27 protein-coding genes are annotated in these 19,156 nt (G+C 70.6%); 17 read left to right on the top strand and 10 right to left on the bottom strand.

All coding sequences use genetic code 11. The features are described 5' to 3' along the window. Window positions 1-17 precede the first annotated feature (17 nt). Window positions 18-776 carry an IclR family transcriptional regulator gene (locus ACFWX1_RS07300; RefSeq protein ID WP_378384755.1) on the bottom strand — a complete coding sequence of 253 codons (759 nt, stop codon included), beginning with the start codon at window positions 774-776 and terminating at the stop codon, window positions 18-20. Window positions 777-817: 41 nt separating this feature from the next. Here ACFWX1_RS07300 and ACFWX1_RS07295 point away from each other — a divergent pair, with 41 nt between their 5' ends. Further along, window positions 818-1,714 carry an acetaldehyde dehydrogenase (acetylating) gene (locus ACFWX1_RS07295; RefSeq protein WP_378384753.1) on the top strand — a complete coding sequence of 299 codons (897 nt, stop codon included), beginning with the start codon at window positions 818-820 and terminating at the stop codon, window positions 1,712-1,714. Then, window positions 1,711-2,763, top strand: a complete 1,053-nt coding sequence (gene dmpG, locus ACFWX1_RS07290; RefSeq protein ID WP_378384751.1) for a 4-hydroxy-2-oxovalerate aldolase — start codon at window positions 1,711-1,713, stop codon at window positions 2,761-2,763. The genes ACFWX1_RS07295 and dmpG overlap by 4 nt, the downstream gene beginning before the upstream one ends. Here dmpG and ACFWX1_RS07285 read toward each other — a convergent pair. Beyond that, a complete protein-coding gene (locus tag ACFWX1_RS07285) occupies window positions 2,757-3,353 on the bottom strand; it encodes a TetR/AcrR family transcriptional regulator (protein WP_378339144.1) in 597 nt (198 codons plus the stop codon). The genes dmpG and ACFWX1_RS07285 overlap by 7 nt on opposite strands. Window positions 3,354-3,445: 92 nt before the next feature. Between ACFWX1_RS07285 and ACFWX1_RS07280 the strand changes: the two genes are divergently transcribed. Then, the gene (locus ACFWX1_RS07280) at window positions 3,446-4,372 is read left to right on the top strand and encodes an oxygenase MpaB family protein (protein ID WP_378384749.1); all 927 of its coding nucleotides are present in this window, start codon (window positions 3,446-3,448) and stop codon (window positions 4,370-4,372) included. 13 nt (window positions 4,373-4,385) lie between these two features. After that, on the top strand, window positions 4,386-5,411 hold the full coding sequence (locus ACFWX1_RS07275) for an LLM class F420-dependent oxidoreductase (RefSeq protein WP_378384747.1): 1,026 nt from the start codon (window positions 4,386-4,388) through the stop codon (window positions 5,409-5,411). Between the two features lie 13 nt (window positions 5,412-5,424). On the opposite strand, the gene ACFWX1_RS07270 is transcribed toward ACFWX1_RS07275, so the two are convergent. Further along, window positions 5,425-5,964: a DUF2599 domain-containing protein gene (locus ACFWX1_RS07270; RefSeq protein WP_378384745.1), complete on the bottom strand. Its 540-nt coding sequence runs from the start codon at window positions 5,962-5,964 to the stop codon at window positions 5,425-5,427. A 187-nt stretch (window positions 5,965-6,151) separates the two neighbouring features. Here ACFWX1_RS07270 and ACFWX1_RS07265 point away from each other — a divergent pair, with 187 nt between their 5' ends. Further along, window positions 6,152-7,468: an MFS transporter gene (locus tag ACFWX1_RS07265; RefSeq protein ID WP_378384743.1), complete on the top strand. Its 1,317-nt coding sequence runs from the start codon at window positions 6,152-6,154 to the stop codon at window positions 7,466-7,468. A gap of 68 nt (window positions 7,469-7,536) precedes the next feature. Here the strand turns inward: ACFWX1_RS07265 and ACFWX1_RS07260 are convergent, their stop codons facing one another. The 4 genes from ACFWX1_RS07260 to mrf are packed head-to-tail and all read right to left on the bottom strand — an operon-like array spanning window position 7,537 to window position 10,302. Continuing rightward, complete coding sequence (locus ACFWX1_RS07260; RefSeq protein ID WP_378384741.1) at window positions 7,537-8,622, bottom strand: GTP-binding protein; 1,086 nt, start codon at window positions 8,620-8,622, stop codon at window positions 7,537-7,539. Then, a complete protein-coding gene (gene rpmF / locus ACFWX1_RS07255) occupies window positions 8,619-8,777 on the bottom strand; it encodes a 50S ribosomal protein L32 (RefSeq protein ID WP_345392056.1) in 159 nt (52 codons plus the stop codon). Before rpmF ends, ACFWX1_RS07260 begins: the two co-directional genes overlap by 4 nt. Further along, complete coding sequence (locus tag ACFWX1_RS07250) at window positions 8,777-9,040, bottom strand: type B 50S ribosomal protein L31 (protein WP_378384739.1); 264 nt, start codon at window positions 9,038-9,040, stop codon at window positions 8,777-8,779. Before ACFWX1_RS07250 ends, rpmF begins: the two co-directional genes overlap by 1 nt. Further along, complete coding sequence (mrf, locus tag ACFWX1_RS07245) at window positions 9,037-10,302, bottom strand: ribosome hibernation factor-recruiting GTPase MRF (protein ID WP_378384737.1); 1,266 nt, start codon at window positions 10,300-10,302, stop codon at window positions 9,037-9,039. The genes ACFWX1_RS07250 and mrf overlap by 4 nt, the downstream gene beginning before the upstream one ends. A 93-nt stretch (window positions 10,303-10,395) precedes the next feature. Between mrf and rpmB the strand changes: the two genes are divergently transcribed. The 6 genes from rpmB (at window position 10,396) to cobA (ending at window position 13,127) form a co-directional block, all read left to right on the top strand. Further along, window positions 10,396-10,632, top strand: coding sequence for a 50S ribosomal protein L28 (gene rpmB / locus ACFWX1_RS07240; protein WP_378384735.1), 237 nt, complete (start codon window positions 10,396-10,398; stop codon window positions 10,630-10,632). Next, complete coding sequence (rpmG, locus tag ACFWX1_RS07235) at window positions 10,633-10,800, top strand: 50S ribosomal protein L33 (protein WP_378322673.1); 168 nt, start codon at window positions 10,633-10,635, stop codon at window positions 10,798-10,800. Continuing rightward, entirely contained in the window at window positions 10,800-11,105 is a 306-nt protein-coding gene (gene rpsN / locus ACFWX1_RS07230) for a 30S ribosomal protein S14 (protein ID WP_378384733.1), read from the top strand. Before rpmG ends, rpsN begins: the two co-directional genes overlap by 1 nt. Further along, complete coding sequence (gene rpsR / locus ACFWX1_RS07225; RefSeq protein WP_378384731.1) at window positions 11,102-11,353, top strand: 30S ribosomal protein S18; 252 nt, start codon at window positions 11,102-11,104, stop codon at window positions 11,351-11,353. Before rpsN ends, rpsR begins: the two co-directional genes overlap by 4 nt. 95 nt (window positions 11,354-11,448) lie before the next feature. Beyond that, on the top strand, window positions 11,449-11,844 hold the full coding sequence (locus ACFWX1_RS07220; protein ID WP_378384729.1) for an ankyrin repeat domain-containing protein: 396 nt from the start codon (window positions 11,449-11,451) through the stop codon (window positions 11,842-11,844). 53 nt (window positions 11,845-11,897) lie between these two features. After that, entirely contained in the window at window positions 11,898-13,127 is a 1,230-nt protein-coding gene (cobA, locus tag ACFWX1_RS07215; protein WP_378384727.1) for a uroporphyrinogen-III C-methyltransferase, read from the top strand. Here cobA and ACFWX1_RS07210 read toward each other — a convergent pair. After that, on the bottom strand, window positions 13,115-13,990 hold the full coding sequence (locus ACFWX1_RS07210) for an alpha/beta fold hydrolase (RefSeq protein ID WP_378384725.1): 876 nt from the start codon (window positions 13,988-13,990) through the stop codon (window positions 13,115-13,117). The two genes, cobA and ACFWX1_RS07210, sit on opposite strands and share 13 nt — an antisense overlap. 120 nt (window positions 13,991-14,110) lie before the next feature. Here ACFWX1_RS07210 and ACFWX1_RS07205 point away from each other — a divergent pair, with 120 nt between their 5' ends. Beyond that, the gene (locus ACFWX1_RS07205) at window positions 14,111-14,953 is read left to right on the top strand and encodes a crotonase/enoyl-CoA hydratase family protein (RefSeq protein WP_378384723.1); all 843 of its coding nucleotides are present in this window, start codon (window positions 14,111-14,113) and stop codon (window positions 14,951-14,953) included. A gap of 25 nt (window positions 14,954-14,978) precedes the next feature. Here ACFWX1_RS07205 and ACFWX1_RS07200 read toward each other — a convergent pair whose 3' ends face one another. After that, on the bottom strand, window positions 14,979-15,368 hold the full coding sequence (locus tag ACFWX1_RS07200) for a hypothetical protein (protein ID WP_378384721.1): 390 nt from the start codon (window positions 15,366-15,368) through the stop codon (window positions 14,979-14,981). Window positions 15,369-15,393: 25 nt separating this feature from the next. Next, window positions 15,394-15,915: a hypothetical protein gene (locus ACFWX1_RS07195; RefSeq protein WP_378384719.1), complete on the bottom strand. Its 522-nt coding sequence runs from the start codon at window positions 15,913-15,915 to the stop codon at window positions 15,394-15,396. Window positions 15,916-16,227: 312 nt separating this feature from the next. Here ACFWX1_RS07195 and ACFWX1_RS07190 point away from each other — a divergent pair, with 312 nt between their 5' ends. The 5 genes from ACFWX1_RS07190 to ACFWX1_RS07170 all read left to right on the top strand — a co-directional run bounded on the left by ACFWX1_RS07190 (window position 16,228) and on the right by ACFWX1_RS07170 (window position 18,982). Further along, window positions 16,228-16,455 (top strand): hypothetical protein, encoded by a 228-nt coding sequence (locus tag ACFWX1_RS07190; protein WP_378322682.1) that lies wholly within the window; start codon window positions 16,228-16,230, stop codon window positions 16,453-16,455. Window positions 16,456-16,519: 64 nt separating this feature from the next. Beyond that, window positions 16,520-17,122, top strand: coding sequence for a CDP-alcohol phosphatidyltransferase family protein (locus ACFWX1_RS07185; protein ID WP_378384717.1), 603 nt, complete (start codon window positions 16,520-16,522; stop codon window positions 17,120-17,122). A gap of 101 nt (window positions 17,123-17,223) precedes the next feature. Further along, window positions 17,224-17,607 (top strand): glycine cleavage system protein GcvH, encoded by a 384-nt coding sequence (gene gcvH, locus ACFWX1_RS07180; RefSeq protein ID WP_378384715.1) that lies wholly within the window; start codon window positions 17,224-17,226, stop codon window positions 17,605-17,607. Window positions 17,608-17,756: 149 nt separating this feature from the next. After that, the gene (gene garA / locus ACFWX1_RS07175; RefSeq protein ID WP_378384713.1) at window positions 17,757-18,221 is read left to right on the top strand and encodes a glycogen accumulation regulator GarA; all 465 of its coding nucleotides are present in this window, start codon (window positions 17,757-17,759) and stop codon (window positions 18,219-18,221) included. Further along, window positions 18,221-18,982: a MerR family transcriptional regulator gene (locus tag ACFWX1_RS07170; RefSeq protein ID WP_378384711.1), complete on the top strand. Its 762-nt coding sequence runs from the start codon at window positions 18,221-18,223 to the stop codon at window positions 18,980-18,982. The genes garA and ACFWX1_RS07170 overlap by 1 nt, the downstream gene beginning before the upstream one ends. The last annotated feature ends 174 nt before the right edge of the window (window positions 18,983-19,156 follow it).

Below are 19,156 nucleotides of genomic sequence, written 5' to 3'. Positions count from 1 at the left end.
CGCGAGGAAAGTCCCCTTCAGAGCGCGCGGGACAGGGCCAGCGCGACCGTGCGGACCGCCGGGGCGACCCGTTCGGTCCGCATCCGGTTGGCCCAGCCGGAGATCGACACCGCGGCGACGGCGGTGCCCGTGGCGTCCACCAGCGGACTCGCCGCGCAGACGACACCGACGCCGGATTCCTCGCGCTCGAAGGCGATTCCCTCCTCGCGGATACGGGTGAGCTGACGTCGCAGCAACCCGGGCGCGGTGATCGTGCGGGTGCTGACGCGCGGCAGCCCGGCGTCGATCACCGCGGCGACCACCGGCTCCGGCGCGTGCGCGAGGATCGCCTTGCCGACACCGGTGGCGTGCGCGGGGAACCGGCCGCCGATGCGGGACGGCAGCGACGGGGCGTCGGGCCCGCGCAGGATGTCGAGGTAGACGACCTCTGTCCCCTCGAGCACCGCGAGGTGGACGGTGTTGCGTGTCGCCTCGCGGAGATCGGCGAGATACGGCCGCGCCGCCTCGACGAGCCCGCGGCGCCGGACGGCGAGCTGGCCGATCTCGAACAGCCGCAGGCCGAGCCGCACCGCCGTGCCCTCGCGTTCGAGCAGTCCGGTGTCGACGAGGTGCCCGGTCAGCCGGTGCACGGTCGTCTTCGCCAGCCCGGTCCGCCGCGCCAGCTCGGAGACGCCGAGCGCGTCGTCGCCGGGCCGGAAGGCGCCGAGCAGTGCGGCGAACCGATCGGCGACGAGGCCGTCCTTCGTGCCCTCGCCGTTCCGCCCAGTGGTACGCATGGGTTGAGTATGGACCACCCGGGCGAGGACCGTCACCAGGCATGGGACGGAAGGTGGTGGCCGCGATCGTCGGCCCCGGCAACATCGGCACGGACCTGCTCGCGAAGCTGCGCCGCAGCGAGCGGATCGAGGTCCGGTACATGGTCGGCGTCGATCCGGCGTCGGACGGGCTGGCGAAGGCGGCGAAACTGGGCCTGGAGACGTCCGCGGACGGCGTCGACTGGCTGCTGGCACGCGACGAGCTGCCCGAGCTGGTTTTCGAGGCCACGTCGGCGAAAGCGCATCTCGCGAACGCGCCGCGCTTCGCGGACGCGGGCATCCGGGCGGTGGATCTGACCCCGGCGGCGGTCGGGCCGTTCGTGTGCCCGGCGGTCGCGACCCCGGAGCAGCTCGACGTGCCCAACGTCAACATGATCACCTGCGGGGGACAGGCCACGATCCCGATCGTGCACGCCGTTTCCCGGGTGACCCCGGTGCCGTACGCGGAGATCGTCGCGTCGGTGTCGTCGCGCTCGGCGGGGCCGGGGACCCGGGCGAACATCGACGAGTTCACCGTGACGACCGCGCGCGGCATCGAGGAGGTCGGCGGCGCGGCGAAGGGCAAGGCGATCATCATCATCAACCCGGTCGAACCGCCGATGATCATGCGGGACACGGTGTTCTGCGCGATCGGCCCGGACGCCGACACCGCCGCGATCACCGACTCGATCCAGCGGATGGTCAAGGACGTCCAGCAGTACGTGCCGGGTTACACGCTCAAGGCCGAACCGCAGTTCGACACCCCGCGCCCCGAGTGGAAGGGCCTGGCGAGGGTCGGGGTCTTCCTGGAAGTCGCGGGCAACGGCGACTACCTGCCTCGTTATGCCGGGAATCTGGACATCATGACGGCCGCCGCGGCGCGTGCCGGTGAGCTGCTGGCGCAGGAGGTGGCCGCGTGAAGTGGGACGACGTCGAGCGTGAGGTCCGGCTGGTCGACACGACGCTGCGCGACGGCAGTCACGCGATGGCGCACCAGTTCACCGAACAGCAGGTACGTGACACGGTACGGGCGCTGGACGACGCCGGGGTGTCGCTCATCGAGGTGACCCACGGCGACGGGCTCGGCGGCTCGACGTTCAACTACGGCTTCTCCCTTGTGGACGAACGCGAGTTGATCGCCGCCGCCGTGGACGAGGCGAGCCGGGCGAAGATCGCCGTGCTGCTGCTTCCGGGCCTCGGCACGGTCGAGGACCTGAAGGTGGCGGCGGATCTCGGCGCGGGCGCGGTCCGGATCGCGACCCACTGCACCGAGGCGGACGTCTCCGAGCAGCACTTCGGCGCGGCCCGCGCGCTCGGGCTCGAAACCGTCGGATTCCTGATGCTCTCCCATATGTCCACACCGGACGATCTGGCGAAGCAGGCGCGGATCATGACCGACGCGGGCTGCCAGTGCGTGTACATTGTGGACTCGGCGGGCGCGTTGATCCTCGAAGACGCGTCGGTCCGGGTCGAGGCGCTGGTCGCCGAACTGGGCGAGCAGGCGCAGGTCGGCTACCACGGGCATCAGAACCTCAGCTTCGGCGTGGCCAACTCGGTGCTCGCCTACCGCGCGGGCGCACGGCAGATCGACGGCTCGCTGGCGGCACTCGGCGCGGGCGCGGGCAATTCGCCGACCGAGGTCCTCGCCGCGACGTTCGAACGGCTCGGCATCACCACCGGCGTCGACAAGGACGTGCTGATGGACGCCGCCGAGAACGTCGTGAAGAAGTACCTGACCCGGCTGCCGGTGATGGACCGATCGTCGATCGTGCAGGGCTTCGCCGGGGTGTACTCCAGTTTCCTGCTGCACGCCGAACGCGCCGCCGAGCGCTACGGCGTTCCGGCACACGAAATCCTCTACCGCGTCGGCGCGGAACGGTACGTCGGGGGACAGGAGGACATGATCATCGACATCGCGCTGCGGCTCGTCGCCGAGAAAGCCGAAAAGGGCGAAAAGGCGGCTCAGTGAGCCAGGTCGTCGGCGCCGAGCACCAGCCGCACGCAGTGCGCGACGAGCCGTTCCCTGGACACCTGGAGCGTCCCGTCGAGGTAGGCGATAAAGACGTTGCTCAGCGCGCCGACGAGGCCGATCGACACCAGCCGCCGTTCGGTCTCGTCGCCGCGCGAGAGCTGCTCGCCGACGAGCGCGGCGAAGGCGGGCAGCAGGTGCAGTCCGCGCTGGGTCAGCGCCGGGTCGGTGAGCGGGGCGAGCAACAGGACCCGGCCCTTGCGGGGATCGTCGACGATCAGCTCGACGAACGCCTTCACCGCGTTCTCGGCGCGCTCGGCCGCGCTGGGCGCGTCACGGACGGCGTCGACCAGCACCTGACGGGCTTGCTCGCCGACGTGCTCGTACACGGCGGCGACGAGTTCCTCGCGGTCGGAAAAGCTCTCGTAGAAGTACCGCTCGGTGAGTTTCGCGTGGCGGCACACCGCGCGGACACTGACCGCGATGCTGCCCTCGGTGCCGAGCAGGTCGAGACCCGCTTCGACCAGTTGCCCGCGGCGCACGGCCTTGCGGTCGTCGAGCGTCGTCCCGGCCCAGGTCCGCCCCGGCATGTCCCCACTACTCCTCGGTTGACTACAAGCGTTGTCACATTCTAGCGTGACAACAGGTGTGGTCAGTTGGACGACTCGACGAGGAGCGGACGATGACACGGGAAGAACCGATACCGCTGGGACCGGATTCGCTCACCTGGAAGTACTTCGGGGACTGGCGGGGCCTGCTGATCGGGCTGTGGGCCGGGTCGATGCAGAACATGCATCCGGGGCTCGGCGCCGGCGTCGAGCAGCACTCGCGGTTCTTCGAGGAGCGCTGGCAGCGGCTCTTCCGCTCGCTGTACCCGATCGGCGGCGTCGTGTTCGACGGTCCGAACGCGCACCGGACCGCGCTCGAAGTGCGGGGTTACCACGACCGCATCAAGGGTGTGGACGCGAAGGGCCGTCGCTACCACGCGCTCGACCCGGAGACGTTCTACTGGGCACACGCGACGTTCTTCATGAGCACGATCCACATCGCGGACCACTTCATGGGCGGTATCGGCGAGGCCGAGAAGCGGCGGTTGTTCGACGAACACGTCCAGTGGTACCGGATGTACGACATGAGCATGCGCCCGGTCCCGGAGAGCTGGGAGGACTTCCAGCTGTACTGGAAGCACATGTGCGCCGAGGTGCTGGAGGACAACAAGGCCACCCGCGACGTCCTGGAAATCGGCGAGCTCCCGAAACCGCCGTTTCTGCCGTGGCTGCCGGACTTCGTGTGGCGTCGCGTGCGAGTCGTCGTCGCGCGCGACTTCGTCCGGCTGACCGTCGGCATGTACGAGCCCGAAGTCCGCGAACTGCTGGGCTTCAGCTGGAGCGCGGCCGACGAACGCTGGTTCCGGCGGTTCGGGCGGGTCGTGAACACGCTGTTCAAGTTCGTCCCGCACGACCGCCGTTACCACCCGCGCGCCCGCGCGGGCTGGCGGCGGGAACGCGGGGAACTGGCGCCGGACACGCCGGTCGTCGAGACTCCACGAAGGAACCTGCCGCCGCTTTCCGAACGTGGGAAACCGGAGCACTATTCACCGAACGTGTGACCTTGGAGGGTGCATGAAGCTGGGCTATCACCTCGGGTACTGGTCGGCCGGGCCGCCGCCGGGCGCGCTCGACGCCGTGAAACGCGCCGAGGAGCTGGGCTTCGACTCGGTGTGGACGGCCGAGGGCTACGGCTCCGACGCGTTCACCCCGCTGGCCTGGTGGGGCGCGTCGACGAGCCGGATCAAGCTCGGCACCAACATCGTCCAGATGTCCGCCCGCACGCCGACGGCGACGGCGATGTCCGCACTGACGCTGGATCACCTTTCCGGCGGCCGGTTCGTCCTCGGGCTCGGCGCGTCCGGCCCGCAGGTGGTCGAGGGCTGGTACGGCCAGCCGTATCCGAAACCGCTGGCGCGCACCCGCGAGTACGTCGACATCGTCCGCAAGGTCGTCGCGCGGCAGGAGCCGGTGACGCATGACGGCGAGTTCTTCCAGCTGCCGCTCAAGGGCGGGACGGGGCTGGGCAAGGCACTGAAGCCGACGGTCCATCCGCTGCGCACCGAGATCCCGATCTACCTCGCCGCCGAGGGGCCGAAGAACGTCGCGCTGGCGGCCGAAATCTGCGACGGCTGGCTCCCGCTCTTCTTCTCGCCCAAGAGCGACGCCTTCTACCGCGGCGCGCTGGAGGAGGGCTTCGCGCGCCCGAACGCGCGGCACACCCTCGACGACTTCGAGGTCGCGGCCTCGGTGCCGGTGCTGGTGCACGACGACGTCGAGGAGGCGGCGAGCTGGATCAAGCCCTCGCTCGCGCTCTACATCGGCGGAATGGGCGCGAAGAGCGTCAATTTCCACCATGACGTGTTCGCCCGCATGGGCTACGCGGACGTCGCGGACAAGGTCCAGGAGCTCTACCTGGCCGGCCGCAAGGACGAAGCGACGGCGGCGATCCCGACGTCGCTGGTCGAGGACACGTCCCTGATCGGCCCCGTGGCGAAGGTCCGCGAGGAACTGGCGCGGTGGGAAGAAACCGTCGTGACCACGCTGCTGTTGCGCGGCGACGCCGACACGCTGGCGAAGGTCGCCGCCGCGCTCACGTGAGCCTGAGCCCGGCTCAGGTGGGATTGTAGCGGGCGAGCACGGTCCGGGTGTAGCCGACGTCCGGGCGCCACTGCTCGAGGTTCCAGCTCGGCTTGTCCGGTTCGGAAATCCGGGCGAAGTCGTAGTGGCACAGGAACTGGTCGCGCATGTTGGTGTGGTTCGCGCTCGGCGCCAGCTTCACGACCTCGTTCCAGGCGTTGAGCCGTTCGCTCGCCGGGGCCTGGCGGCGTCCGTACTCGGTCGGGAAGACCGCGAGGCGCGGCCCCTTCGGGTCTGGGAGCCATTCGGTGTGGTCGACGATCGCCTGACCGGTCGCCGTCCGCAGCGCGGTGGCCGGGCCGACGGGGACGACACCCGCGGTGCGGACGTCGTCGGGCGACGGGACGGAGGGGGCATGGGCATAGAATTTCGCGGAGCGCTGCTCATGCGCCCGACCGGGTGCGGGTGTCCCGCAGGACACAGGGGTGGCGCTCGCGGTGCCTGCGGTCGCGAGAGTGGCGGCGGCGCACAGCAGGGCGGCCACGCACACCCGGGTCGTTCTCGGGGATCTCATCCGATTCCTCCTCGATGCCGGAAGATCCACCCTGGCACAGGCGGACGTGCCGGGTGGCGTACTCGCCGAAATCGGCCCGGTACGGCCCGCGCATCACGACGGTGGCACGATTCCTCCCGACCACTACCCGGTGCGGGCAGAGATCCAGTACTGAATCGTTCGCCGGGAACACCTCGACAGGAGGATCATGGCGACGCTGCCCCGAACGCTGCCCCGCCGGACGAGGTACACCTACTCGCTCGGTTCGTTCGTGACGGGATCCTTCGGCACCGTGCCGGGTCTCCTGCTGCTCCCGTACCTGACCGACACGATGGCCGTGCCGTCGGCCTGGGCGGGCGTGATCGTGTTCGTGCCCAAGGCGTGGGACGTCCTGTTCAACCCGGTCGCCGGGCGGCTCTCGGACGCGAGCCTGGTCAAACGCGGCAGCAGGCGGCTCTTCCTGCTGTACGGCGGGATCGGCGTCGCCGTGCTCTTCGCTGCGCTGTTCGCGCATCCCGGGTTCGGCAGCCCGCTGCCGGACGCGAGTTACGTCGTCGTCGCGTTCTTCCTGTGCGCCACGGCGTACGCGTTCTTCCAGGTGCCGTTCAACGCGCTGCCCGCCGAGATCACCGACTCCGCCGACGAACGCACCCGGCTGACCAGCGTCCGGATCGGCTTCCTCGCGGTGGCGATCCTGGTCTCCGGTGGCGGCGCGCCCGCCATCACCGAGGCGATCAAGGGCGTCGCGGGTTACCGCGTGATGGGCGTCGTGATCGGCGTGATCGTGCTGGCCGCGACGCTCGGGGTCTACTTCGGGCTGAAGGACGCGCCGGTCGGTTCGCTGCGGCCGACCACGGTGAGCTTCCGCGAGCTGGTGACCACGATGCGGGAGTGGCGGCCGTTCCGCTGGCTGCTCGGCGTGTACTTCATCCAGGCGCTCGGCGTCGGCGTCGTGCTCGCGGCGATCAGCTACTACGCCCAGCACATCCTCGGCGATCCCGGCTACCGGACGTTGTTGTTCGTCGGGGTCGTCGCCCCGGCGCTGCTCACCATGCCGCTGTGGCCCCGGCTCGGGAAGCGCTGGGGCAAGCTCGCCGGGTTCCGGATCGCCACGCTGTCCTTCGTGGTCGGATTGGCCGGGATGATTGGCGGCAAGGTCCTGCCGCTCCCGCTGACCTTCGTGTGCGTCGCGCTCGGCGGTGTCGGCTACGCGGGGATTTCGGTGTTCCCGCTGTCGATCCTGGCCGACCTCATCGGTGACGAAGAGGAACGCACCGGCGCCACGCGCGCGGGCATCGCGGCCGGGGTCTGGACGGCGTCGGAGACGCTGGGCCTCGCGCTCGGCCCCGGCGTGTTCGGGATCGTGCTCGCCCTCGGCGGCTATGTGTCCAGTGTGGACGCCGCGGCCGTCCAGCCGGGCAGCGCGATCACCGCGATCCTCATCGGGTCCAGCGTGCTGCCCGCCGTCCTCGTCCTGCTCGGCATCCCGCTGCTGCGCCGCTCCGTCCTGCGCTCCCGCGTCTGAAGTCGTCGAAGGTCCGTGGGGGCCTCCTTGAGGGACCCAGAGTCCCTCAAGGAGGCCCCCACGGACCGTCAATGGACGTGGACGGCGTCCCAGGTGGGGAATGGGTCCTCAGTGGACGGAGCGTCGGCCAGGCAGGACGTGAGCGCGTCCGTGAGCGCCGGGGCCGCCAGATCGACGCCGATGAACACCAGCTCCTGGCGCGGCGTGTCCGCGACACCCTGCGGCTCGAATCGCGCGACGGACCCCGCCTGCGACCACAGCCCGGTCACCCCGGGCCGTGACGACAGCGCGAAGAACCCCTTGGAGCGCAACACGGTCCCGAACTCGCCGGAGTCCAGGCGGCGCGCGACGAGCTCCCACAACCGGGACGGATCGAACGCCTTGTCCGCGCGGAACACGACGCTGGAGATCCCGTACTCCTCGGTCTCCGGGACGTGGTCGCCGTTCAGCTCGGCGACCCAGCCCGGCGCCTCCGCCGCGCGGGCGGCGTCGTACCGCCCGGTGCCGAACACCCGCTCCAGCGGCACCTCGCCGAAGCTCGACGTCAGGACGTCCGCCGCCGGATTGAGCCGCCGCAGCACCGCGACCAGGCGCTCCAGCTCATCGGATGGGACGAGGTCCGCCTTGTTCAGCAGCAGCACGTCGGCGAACTCGACCTGATCCATGAGCAGATCCGACACGGTCCGCTCGTCGTCTTCGTACTGGTCGAGCCGGCGCTCCACCAGGGAGTCGCCGCCCGCCAGTTCACGGCCGAAGTTCACCGCGTCCACGACCGTGACCATCGTGTCCAGCCGTGCCGCGCCGAGCACCGGCCGCCCGTCCTCGCCGGGGAAGGAGAACGTCGCCGCCACCGGCATCGGCTCGGAGATCCCGCTCGACTCGATCAGCAGGTGATCGAACCGGCCGTCGCGGCACAGCCGGTCCACCTCCTCCAGGAGATCCTCCCGCAGCGTGCAGCAGATGCATCCGTTCGTCATCTCGACGAGCCGTTCCTCGGTACGGGAGCGGACGAGCGCGGCGTCGATGTTGACCTCGCTCATGTCGTTGACGATCACCGCGACCCGCACACCCTCGCGGTTGGCGAGGATGTGGTTGAGCAGCGTCGTCTTGCCGGCGCCGAGGAATCCGGAAAGGACGGTGACGGGGACGCTCACCGTTCGAGCCGCTGGAAGTGCTTGATCAGCCGGCGCGGGACGAGCTTCGTCTCGCCGTCGACCTTGATCGGCACCAGATCCGGCACCGCGGCCTTCCACTGCGAACGCCGGGAACGGGTGTTGCTGCGGGACGTCTTCCGCTTCGGGACGGCCATCAGCGGTCACCGCCGGTCTTGCGCCGCCCGTACCGGCGGTGGAACTTCTCGACCTGGCCCGCGGTGTCCATGATCCGGCGGTTGCCGGTCCAGAACGGATGCGACGCCGAGCTGATGTCGACGACCACCAGGGGATAGGTGTTCCCGTCGGACCACTCGATGGTCTTGTCCGAGGTCATGGTGGAGCGGGTCAGGAACGCGTCGCCGGTCGACGAGTCCTTGAACACCACCGGGTGATAGTCGGGGTGGATACCGGATTTCACTGGTTTTCGTCCTTTCGGTCCGACGCGTCGTTCAGCACTGACGCGTCGTGCTTGGCGGGATCGACTTCGGTGTCGTCGCACGGTTCCTCGTGCCAGTCGCCGAACGGATCCGGGTAGTACCGCCAGACGTCCTGTCCGGCGGCGAGTTCCTCGTCGGTGAGCAGCGCGCCGTTCAGCGCCGCCTCGATCTCCTCGGGCGTGGTGTGGTCGGTGACCACGACGATCTCCTGCGCCCGGTCGCCGTGTTCGGGGTCCCAGCGCAACGACGCGAGCGTGCGGCGTTCGGCCGAGACGTCCGTCCACTCCGGACCGTCCGCCGAGGCCAGCCACGAGCCCGCGTGCCCGATCCCGAGCCCGCCGCCCGCCGACTCGATCCAGAACGCGACGTCGGGCTGGCTGGCCACCCACGCCCGGCCGCGGGTGCGGACGACACCGTCGAGCAGGACGTCGATGGCCTCGTGCAGGCGTTCCGGGTGAAACGGGCGCTGCGCGGTGAACGTGACGAGCGCGATCCCGCAGTCGGTGTGCAGCGGCGGCTGGCCGCGCAGCAGCGCCCCGTGCATGTCGGTGACCTCGCCGCGGCGCGCGTCCGACGGGACGGCGTCGAGCACGCTCGCACCGTCCACACGGGACAGTTCGACCCTGGGCACCGAGGGCGCCACCCGGTCGAGGACCGCCGAGGACTTCGCCGCCGTCCACGCGTCGGGGGCCGCGCCCGCGAGCACGAGGACGTCCGCGAATTCGACCTGCGAGAGCGCGACCTGGGCGACCGTGCGCTCGTCCTCCGGGCTCGCGCGCAGGTCGCGCTCGGCGAGCAGCGCGTCGCCGGTCGCGTCGCCGAGCCAGGTCGCGCAGTCGACGACGGTGAGCACGGCGCGCAGGTCGACGTCGTCGAGTACCGGATGGTCGCCGACCAGGACATTGCGGATCGCCCAGCTGACCGGTTCGGGCTCCATCGCCTCGTCGAGGCGCAGGACGATCCGCCGCACCTCGGGGTTCCGCGCGAGGCGGCGCAGCAGCGGCAGGAGGTCCTCGCGCAGGGTGCAGGAGACGCAGCCGTGCGCGAGTTCGAGGGCGGTGAGCTGGTCGCGGTCACCGAGCTGGATCCGGCGGCGGACGATGCCGGCGCCGATCTGCCGCAGGTCGTGGTGCACCACGGCGGTGCCGGGCTCGGCCTCGCGCAGCAGCGCGGCGAGGGTGCTGTTCGGTCCCGGGGCGAGGCCACTGATCAGGAAGAGGGGCACACGCGGGTGATCGGTCACTGAGGCTCCAGAACGGACGGGGTCGTCGGAATGAACGGGTACGACTGTGTAGAGTAAGTGACAACGATTATCACTATCAACTTGGGAGGGCATGTGTCAGCCGTGTGCCAGGTCACCGGCCGCAAGCCGGGCTTCGGGAAGAAGGTGTCGCATTCCCACCGGCGGACGTCGCGCCGATGGGATCCGAACCTGCAGACGCGCCGCTACTTCGTGCCCAGCGAAGGCCGCTGGGTGAAGCTGCGGGTGTCGGTCAAGGGCATGAAGACGATCGACAAGCGCGGCATCGAAGCCGTCGTCGCCGAGCTGCGGGCGAAGGGAGTGAAGCTGTAGATGGCCAAGGCCACCGACATCCGGCCGATCATCAAGCTCCGGTCGACCGCCGGGACCGGCTACACCTACGTGACCAGGAAGAACCGGCGCAACAACCCGGACCGCATGGTGCTGCGCAAGTACGACCCGGTCGCGCGCAAGCACGTCGACTTCAAGGAAGAACGCTGATGGCCAAGAAATCCAAGATCGCGAAGAACGAGCAGCGGAAGGTGATCGCCGCCCGCTACGTCCAGCGACGTCGTGAACTGAAGGCCGTCATCGCCTCTCCGACCGCGTCGCCGGAGGAGAAGGCGAGGGCCGTCTCGGCGCTGCAGGCCATGCCGCGCGACGCGAGCGCCACCCGGATCCGCAACCGCGACGCCGCGGACGGCAGGCCGCGGGGCTACCTGCGCAAGTTCGGGCTCTCCCGGGTCCGGATGCGGCAGATGGCGCACAACGGCGAGTTGCCCGGCGTGTCGAAGTCGAGTTGGTGAGCGCCGTGCCGAAGCCGAACCGTGACCGTCCCGGCCGCCGCAAGGTGAACCCGCTGCACGCCGCCCGGGTCACCGAGGTCGACTGGAAGGACGTCGACCTGCTGCGCAAGTTCATCTCCGACCGCGGCAAGATCCGCGCCCGCCGGGTGACGGGATTGACGCCGCAGCAACAGAAACAGGTCGCCACGGCGATCAAGAACGCCCGCGAGATGGCACTGCTCCCGTATCCCGGCCCCGCCAGGGGCTGAAGGGGACTTTCGGGAGACAGGACGAGCTGAAGGGGACTTTCCTCGCATCCCACGCGACGAAAGTCCCCTTCAGCACCCTGTGGGAAACTGGCGACATGAGCGAGAATCCGGAGGAAATCGACCCTGAACTGCTCCAGCTGTGGGCCAAGGTGTTCGGCTTCGCCCGCGCCGGGCAGACCGCCGAGCTGGCGGCCTATGTGGACGCGGGGATCTCCGCGAATCTCACCAACGACCGCGGCGACACGCTCGTCATGCTCGCCGCCTACCACGGCCACGCCGACACGGTCGCGGCACTGCTCGAGCGCGGCGCGGATCCCAATCGTGCCAACGACCGCGGCCAGACTCCCCTCGCCGGCGCGGTGTTCAAGAACGAGCCGGACGTGGTAAGGGCGCTGCTGGAGGGTGGCGCGGATCCGGCGGCGGGGCAGCCGTCGGCGATCGACACGGCCCGGATGTTCGGGAACGAGGGCCTGCTCGAAAGCCGGGAGTGAGGGAAAGCACGCTCGGCTAGCGCGAACGGGGCAGGTCAATAGACTCTCCGCGCATGGACGACCCGCACTATCTCTCCGGCCTCCAGCTCACCGGCCGCCGCGTCGTGGTGATCGGTGGTGGCACGGTCGCGCAGCGCCGGCTGCCCCGGCTGATCCGCGCCGGCGCCCGCGTCGAGCTGATTTCCCCGCACACCACCCCTTCGGTGAGCGCGATGGCCGACGCCGGCGAGATCGTGTGGCACCAGCGGCGCTACACCGAGGGCGACCTCGCCGGCGCCTGGTACGCGCTGGCGTGCACCAACGATCCGGAAACCAACGCCGCGGTATGCGCGGAAGCCGAGCGCGAGCGGGTGTTCTGCGTACGCGCCGACGACGGTGACCTCGGCAGCGCCGTCACCCCGGCTTCCGGGCGGCACGGCGGGCTGCTGGTCGGTGTGCTGTCCGGTGGCGAGCCCCTGCGCTCGGCGGCGGTGCGCGACAGCATCCTCGACGCGCTACATGCGGGCACGGTCGAGGACGGCCGCGGCCCCCAGCCGGACGACACGCTGCCCGGCGTCGCCCTCGTCGGCGGCGGGCCCGGCGACCCGGACCTCATCACCGTGCGCGGGCGGCGGCTGCTGTCCCGCGCGGACGTCGTGGTCGTCGACCGGCTCGGCCCGCGGGAACTGCTCGACGAACTCGCCCCCGAGGTGGAGATCGTCGACGCCGCGAAGATCCCGTACGGCCGCGCCGCGAGCCAGGACGTGATCAACAGCACCCTGATCGACCGGGCCAAGGCGGGCAAGTTCGTCGTGCGGCTCAAGGGTGGTGACCCGTACGTCTTCGGCCGCGGCTTCGAGGAGGTGCTCGCCTGCGCTGAAGCCGGGGTCCCGGTGACGATGGTCCCCGGGATCACCAGCGCGTTCGCCGTCCCCGCGGTGGCCGACGTGCCGGTGACGCACCGCGGCGTGGCGCACGAGGTCGTGGTGGTGTCGGGGCACGTCGCCCCCGGGCACGACACCTCGCTGGTCGACTGGTCGCTGCTGGCGCGGATGCGCGGCACGATCGTGCTGATGATGGGAGTCGAGCGGCTTCCCTTGTTCGCCAAGGCATTGCTCGAAGGCGGACGGCCCGCCGAGACGCCGGTCGCGATCGTCGAGGACGGCACCATGCGCACCCAGCGGGTCCTGAGGTCCACTTTGGACACAGTGGTGGCGGACGCCGCGGCAGCGGGCGTGCGGCCGCCCGCGGTGATCGTGATCGGTCCGGTCGCCGGGTTGCCCCAGCCGGGTCAGTCCTCGTAGCAGCGCGCGGCGAATTCGCGGATCGCGGTGGTCAGCCGGGTGGGGTCGAAGCGCAGTTCGACCGGGCTGCGCGCCTGGAGGAATTCGGCCCCTGGCATGTCCGCCGCGAGCGTGTCGGCGTCGCCGAACGGGTGAATCGGGTCGCGCTCGTGCCCGATCACCAGCGCGGTGGCGGTGATCCGCCGCCGCACCGACTTCGGCGGCGCGATGCGCCCGAACAGCACGCCGTGCAGCAGCGCGGCCATCGGCTCCGGCCGCTGCGACAACGTGTCGGTGACGACGTCGACCCACTGGTTGCCGTGCGGCACCAGCCCGGCCGCGAGCGCCACGCCGCGCACGGTCACCGGCAGGAACCGCGCGGCCAGCAGCAGTGGGGCGAACGTGACCAGTCCGGCCACGATCGCGTTGTCCAGTACGGGCATTTCGACGAGCAGGCCGCGGACCCGCTCGGGCGCGGCGACGGCCACCTCGAGCGCCACGTTCGCGCCGAGGGACGTCCCGCCGATCACCGCCCGCTCCACGTCGAGATGGTCCAGCAGCGCGACGGTCTGCTCGGCGAACGCCGTCATCGAGTAGCGCCACGACTCGGTCGGCCGGTCGGAATCGCCGTGCCCCAGCAGATCGAGGGTGACCACCCGGAAGCCTTCGCGCGCCAGCCGCCGGGCCAGCGGGGCGTGCATGCGGCGCGTCAGCATGATGCCGTGGGTGAGCACCACGACGCGGTCGCCCGCGCCGAACTCGGTGTACCACAGCCGGTGGCCGTCGTGGTGGAACGAGCCGGACAGCTCGATCGGCCGCGAAGAGCGCCGCGCGGGGGCGGCCTCCGGCGCGGACGCGAGGTCGTCGATCGCGGTCGCGCTCACGGGCCACCGTCCTTCCGCTCGTGGGGGACACGTCTACCCAAGGAAAGCATCCCGGGCCGGAATTGGCACTCTGTCAATCCGGGTTGGCGGGGTCCGGCGGGCATGAGCGAAGATGACCTCATGACCGCTACCGCTGACAGCCTGTCCGACCTCGTCGCGCTGAAGGTCGAGATCGACGGCCACGTCGCCGAGGTGACCCTGCTCGGCCCGTCCAAGGGCAACGCGATGGGCCCGGACTTCTGGCGCGAGCTGCCCCTGGTCTTCCGCGCGCTCGACGCCGACCCACGGGTCAGGGCGATCGTGCTCACCGGGAGCGGGGCGCACTTCTCCTACGGCCTCGACCTGCCCGCGATGATGCCCGGCTGGGCCCCGATGCTGCAGGGCGACGCGCTCGCCGGGCCGCGCACCGCCTTCCTCGACGAGGTCCGGCAGCTGCAGGACGCGGTGAGCTCGATCGCCGAATGCCGCAAACCGGTCGTCGCCGCCGTCTCCGGCTGGTGCATCGGCGGCGGGGTCGACGTCATCGCCGCCGCCGACGTCCGGCTGGCCAGCGCCGACGCGAAGTTCAGCGTGCGCGAGGTCAAGGTCGCGATCGTCGCCGACCTCGGCAGCCTCCAGCGGCTGGCCTCGATCATCGGCGAGGGGCACCTGCGCGAGCTGGCGCTGACCGGCAAGGACATCGACGCGGCGCGCGCGGAGAAGATCGGCCTCGTCAACGACGTCCACCCCGACCAGGACACCCTGCTCGCCGAGGCGCGCAAGCTCGCCGGGGAGATCGCCGTGAACCCGCCGCTGGTCGTCCAGGGCGTCAAGGACGTGCTCAGCACCAACACCGAGCGGCAGGTGGCCGACGGGCTCCGGTACGTCTCGGCGTGGAACGCGGCGTTCCTGCCGAGCAAGGACCTCGCCGAGGCCGTGCAGGCCTTCCTCGCCCGCCGCCCGCCGGAGTTCACCGGCGAGTAGCCGATGTCCATAGTGGACGGTCAGGTCAGCCCGCCGTGGTGGCGCTGACCTGGCGGTCGTCCTCGGTCGAGCAGGTCGTCACCGGCTCGCCGGGCCCGCTGCCGCAGGTCCACTCGCCGAGCGCGAGCGGGCCGGTGCCGGTCGCGGAGCGCGCCGCTTCCGGGGGCAGCTTGGCGAAGTAGTCGGCGAACAGTTTCACCGCCTGCGCGCAGTCGGCCTTCCCGTGCGCGACCACCTTCGCGGTCTTCCCGCCGGAGTCCCGGACGTCGCCACAGGTGACGCCGGCGGGCACCGGTGCGGCTGCGGCGGCCTGCTGGGCCGGGGCGGACGGGGGAGCCGCCGGTGGCGCTCCCGAGCCGCATCCGGCGAGCACTGCGACGGTGGCCAGGAACAGCGTGGGGGGAAGTGCGCGCATGGGCCCTTCTCGTGCGGTTCTTCGGTTATTCGGACGGGACGACGGAGGCGAACACGGTCTGCTCGCCCTTGCTGCAGGTGGTGCCGCCCTGCGCGGCGGGCGCGCCGGACACGCACAGCCAGCCGTCGACGGTCTCGTTCACCGCGTCGTTGGAGCCGGCGCCCTGCCTGCCGGCGATCTTCCGGTGGAACTCGGTGACCAGCTTCGTCGCCTCGGCGCAGGGAATCCCGGCGGTCTTGCCGTCGACGACGTCGAGGGTCAGCCCGCTGGCCGCCGTGACGGTGCCGCAGAAGCCCGCCGCGGGCGCCGCCGCCGGGGTGGCCGTGCCCGGTTTGGCCGCGGGTGGCGGCGGTGGTGCGGTCGTGCCGGTGTCCGGCAGCGGCGGTGGCGCGTGGGTGGCGGCCGACGTGGGCACGCTCGGCGGAGTGCCGGGCGCGGACGGAGCGGGTGGCGGCGCCGGATCGCCCGAGCAGGCGGTGAGCGCGGGAACGGCAAGGCAGGCCGCCAGCAGCGCCCGCCACGCTCGCGGGGAGGTCGGATGAGGCACCGCGCTCCTTTCGTCCGGCGGTCGGGGCTCATTCTGACCCACCGGGGGGCGCCGCGCCGGGATTGACGCTCCGGCAAGTTCGCCGGAGGCCGGCGACGCACGTCCGCGCGGGTTCACCGGCCCCGCGTTTCGACTGTCCATTGTGGACAATTAACATCCCGTTCACGCAGCGACACAAGGGACTGTCATCGCGCATCGATCGGTGGAATTCCCGGTGTGGCGGTTAACATCCACCGCTTCGCTGCCGAAGATCTACCAGAGCGTCCCGGCGCTTTCCGTCCCCGTGTATCCCGTCCCCGAATCGTGAGACCGATGACCAGCGAAGCAGCATCCGGCCCGGCCGGTGCATCAGAAAGCCCTTCCGGCGACCCCCTGCCGACCATTCCCTCGAGCGTCGTGTGGTGCGGCGGACGCCCCTACGTCCTCGAGATCCGGCCCGGCAGGGCCCGCTGGATGGGCACCGACGAACGCGGCAGGCCGGAGGCGCTCAGCAGCGCCGAACTCGAGCGGCGGGGCTGGAGCCCGCGCCGCGCGTGCTGACTCGATTCACCACCCGCCACCACCCTCGATGGGCAGTACGCCGCGCACACATTAGATTCAGCCCGTGAGTACCGCCCCGGATCAGAGCGCGGAGCCGTCGCTGCTGCGACAGGCACTGAACGTCCCGAACCTGCTGTCGCTGCTGCGGCTGGCCGGTGTCCCCGTCTTCCTCTGGCTGCTGCTGGGCCCGAAGGAGGACGGCTGGGCACTCGCGGTGCTCGTGTTCAGCGCGCTCACCGACTGGCTCGACGGCAAGCTGGCCCGCTGGCTCAACCAGATGTCCCGGCTGGGCCAGCTGCTCGACCCGGCGGCCGACCGGCTCTACATCCTCGCCACGCTCATCGCGTTCCTCCTGCGCGAGATCATCCCGTGGTGGGTGGTCGTGCCGCTCGTCCTGCGCGAGGCCGTCCTCGGCGTCTGCGTGCTGCTGCTGCGCCGCCGCGGGTTCGCACCGCCGGAGGTCACCTACATCGGCAAGGGCGCCACGTTCGTGCTGATGTACGCGTTCCCGTTCCTGTTGCTCACCCAGGGCGGTTCGGACATCGCCGCGATCGCTCGGCCGATCGGGTACGCCTTCACCGTCTGGGGTGGTGTCCTCTACGTCTGGTCCGGCGTGCTGTACGTCATCCAGGCCGCGCGCGCCCTGCGCGATGCCCCGGCGGGCTGAGGGGGAGGCCGTTCGGGGGGAGTGGCGGGCGCCGCCGCGGGGCTGGTGGAACACTTGTGCGCGACGAGATCGCCCGTGCTGGACCAGAAAGGGGAGCGGCGTTGTCCACTCCGGAAGAGCTGCGCTACACCGAGGAACACGAGTGGGTCGCCACGCGCGAGGGCGCGCTGGTGCGGGTGGGCATCACCGAGTACGCGCAGGAGCAGCTGGGTGACGTCGTGTTCGTCGACCTGCCCGAGGTGGGCAAGCAGCTCGGCGCCGGGGACGCCTTCGGCGAGGTGGAGTCCACCAAGAGCGTTTCGGAACTGTTCGCGCCGGTCGACGGCGAGGTCGTCGCGGTCAACGAGGCCGTGTCGCAGTCGCCCGAGCTGATCAACAGCGATCCCTACGGCGAGGGCTGGCTGATCGAGATCCGGCTGGACGACCCGGCCGGGCTGGAAGCGCTCCTCGAAGCCGAGGCGTACCAGGCGCTGATCCAGGGCTGAAACCCCTTCCGCGCGAAGGGTTCGCGCAGGCCGCGGCGCCCCACCGCCGGTAGAGGGGAGCCCGGGGCCGGAGAATCGATCAGACACGGTACGTTGAGCGCTACACGTTCTTGAGTACTGGCAACATCATGCGTGAGGAGAGAGCTCAGGTGAGCACGAACGACGGGCCCGGCGTTCCCCCGGAGCAGTCTCCGGAGCGGACCTCTGTCTTCCGGGCCGACTTCCTGGCCGACGTGGAAGGCCAAGAGTCCGCGCCGGCCGCCGAAGCACCGGTACAGGGCGTCGACGCCCTGCCGCCGGGTTCGGCACTGCTGGTCGTGAAGCGGGGCCCCAACGCGGGGTCGCGGTTCCTGCTCGACCGGGACACCACCAGCGCCGGACGGCACCCGGACAGCGACATCTTCCTCGACGACGTCACCGTCTCCCGCAGGCACGCCGAATTCCGGCGTGAGGGCGGCGAGTTCGTCGTCATCGACGTGGGCAGCCTCAACGGCACCTACGTCAACCGCGAACCGGTCGACCAGGCGGTGCTGGCCGGGGGCGACGAGGTGCAGATCGGGAAGTTCCGCCTGGTCTTCCTGACCGGACCGGGGCACGGTGGCCAGGGGGCATAGTGACGGCGGCCGGGCGGCCCGGACGTTCTTCGGCACAGCGCGACGGGTTGAGCATCGGGGCGGTACTGGCGCAGCTGCGCGATGACTTCCCCGACGTCACGATCTCCAAGATCCGGTTCCTCGAGGCGGAAGGCCTGGTCCAGCCGGGCCGGACGCCGTCGGGGTACCGGCAGTTCGCCGCGGCGGACGTGGAGCGCCTGAAGTTCGTGCTGTCCGCCCAGCGGGATCACTACCTTCCGCTGAAGGTCATCAAGGAACAGCTGGACGCGGCCGACCGGGGCGCCGAGCCCGCACCGGGCACGCCCCGGTTGCCGCGCAAGCTGGTCCCGCTCGACGACCCCGCCGATCCCGGCGGGCTGCCCGCACCGGACGACTTCGCGTCCGGCAGGGACGTCCGGCTCACGCAGGAAGAGCTGCTGGAACAGGCCGCCATCGACGAGGCCACCCTCGCCGAACTGCGGCAATACGGTCTGGTGCGGCCCGGCCCCGCCGGGTTCTACGACCCCGACGCGGTCCAGATCGCGCGCACGGTCCGGGCGATGACCGAATTCGGTATCGAGCCGAGACATCTGCGTGCCTTCCGCGCCTCGGCCGACCGCGAGGTCGGCCTGTTGGAACAGATCGTGACCCCGGTGTATCGCCACCGTGACGCCGACGCGAAAGCGAGGGCCGACGAGGTGGTCCGCGAGCTCGCGGCACTCTCGGTGACCCTGCACACGCTGCTCGTGAAAGCGGGAATCCGGGGTGTCACGGGTGGTTGACACCGGGCGAAGCGCGCTCGCGCACTGAGAACCCTTGCGACGCCGGATGTCAATGACTGAATGTTGGCCACCCTATGCCGTACCGTGAGAGCAGGGTTTGCCGCGCGCGAACCGAGAAAGTCCGCCACTAGCGAGCACAGCGCTCGGATCACGGGTAGCGTCGAGGATGTCGGC

Source organism: Amycolatopsis sp. NPDC059021 (assembly GCF_042739895.1).
GTDB lineage: Bacteria > Actinomycetota > Actinomycetes > Mycobacteriales > Pseudonocardiaceae > Amycolatopsis.
The sequence above is the reverse complement of the archived record's forward strand: the minus strand, read 5'-3'. Positions and strand labels throughout refer to the sequence as shown.

Bases quoted from the DNA above. Each gene is read 5' to 3' on its own strand.
- ACFWX1_RS07285 (WP_378339144.1), bottom strand. From the start codon at position 3,353: ATGCCGGGGCGGACCTGGGCCGGGACGACGCTCGACGACCGCAAGGCC.
- ACFWX1_RS07220 (WP_378384729.1), top strand. From the start codon at position 11,449: ATGAGCGAGAATCCGGAGGAAATCGACCCTGAACTGCTCCAGCTGTGG.
- ACFWX1_RS07280 (WP_378384749.1), top strand. From the start codon at position 3,446: ATGACACGGGAAGAACCGATACCGCTGGGACCGGATTCGCTCACCTGG.
- ACFWX1_RS07205 (WP_378384723.1), top strand. From the start codon at position 14,111: ATGACCGCTACCGCTGACAGCCTGTCCGACCTCGTCGCGCTGAAGGTC.
- rpmF (WP_345392056.1), bottom strand. From the start codon at position 8,777: ATGGCCGTCCCGAAGCGGAAGACGTCCCGCAGCAACACCCGTTCCCGG.
- rpmG (WP_378322673.1), top strand. From the start codon at position 10,633: ATGGCCAAGGCCACCGACATCCGGCCGATCATCAAGCTCCGGTCGACC.
- rpsN (WP_378384733.1), top strand. From the start codon at position 10,800: ATGGCCAAGAAATCCAAGATCGCGAAGAACGAGCAGCGGAAGGTGATC.
- ACFWX1_RS07275 (WP_378384747.1), top strand. From the start codon at position 4,386: ATGAAGCTGGGCTATCACCTCGGGTACTGGTCGGCCGGGCCGCCGCCG.
- cobA (WP_378384727.1), top strand. From the start codon at position 11,898: ATGGACGACCCGCACTATCTCTCCGGCCTCCAGCTCACCGGCCGCCGC.
- ACFWX1_RS07270 (WP_378384745.1), bottom strand. From the start codon at position 5,964: ATGAGATCCCCGAGAACGACCCGGGTGTGCGTGGCCGCCCTGCTGTGC.
- ACFWX1_RS07300 (WP_378384755.1), bottom strand. From the start codon at position 776: ATGCGTACCACTGGGCGGAACGGCGAGGGCACGAAGGACGGCCTCGTC.
- ACFWX1_RS07265 (WP_378384743.1), top strand. From the start codon at position 6,152: ATGGCGACGCTGCCCCGAACGCTGCCCCGCCGGACGAGGTACACCTAC.
- ACFWX1_RS07190 (WP_378322682.1), top strand. From the start codon at position 16,228: ATGACCAGCGAAGCAGCATCCGGCCCGGCCGGTGCATCAGAAAGCCCT.
- ACFWX1_RS07295 (WP_378384753.1), top strand. From the start codon at position 818: ATGGGACGGAAGGTGGTGGCCGCGATCGTCGGCCCCGGCAACATCGGC.
- ACFWX1_RS07200 (WP_378384721.1), bottom strand. From the start codon at position 15,368: ATGCGCGCACTTCCCCCCACGCTGTTCCTGGCCACCGTCGCAGTGCTC.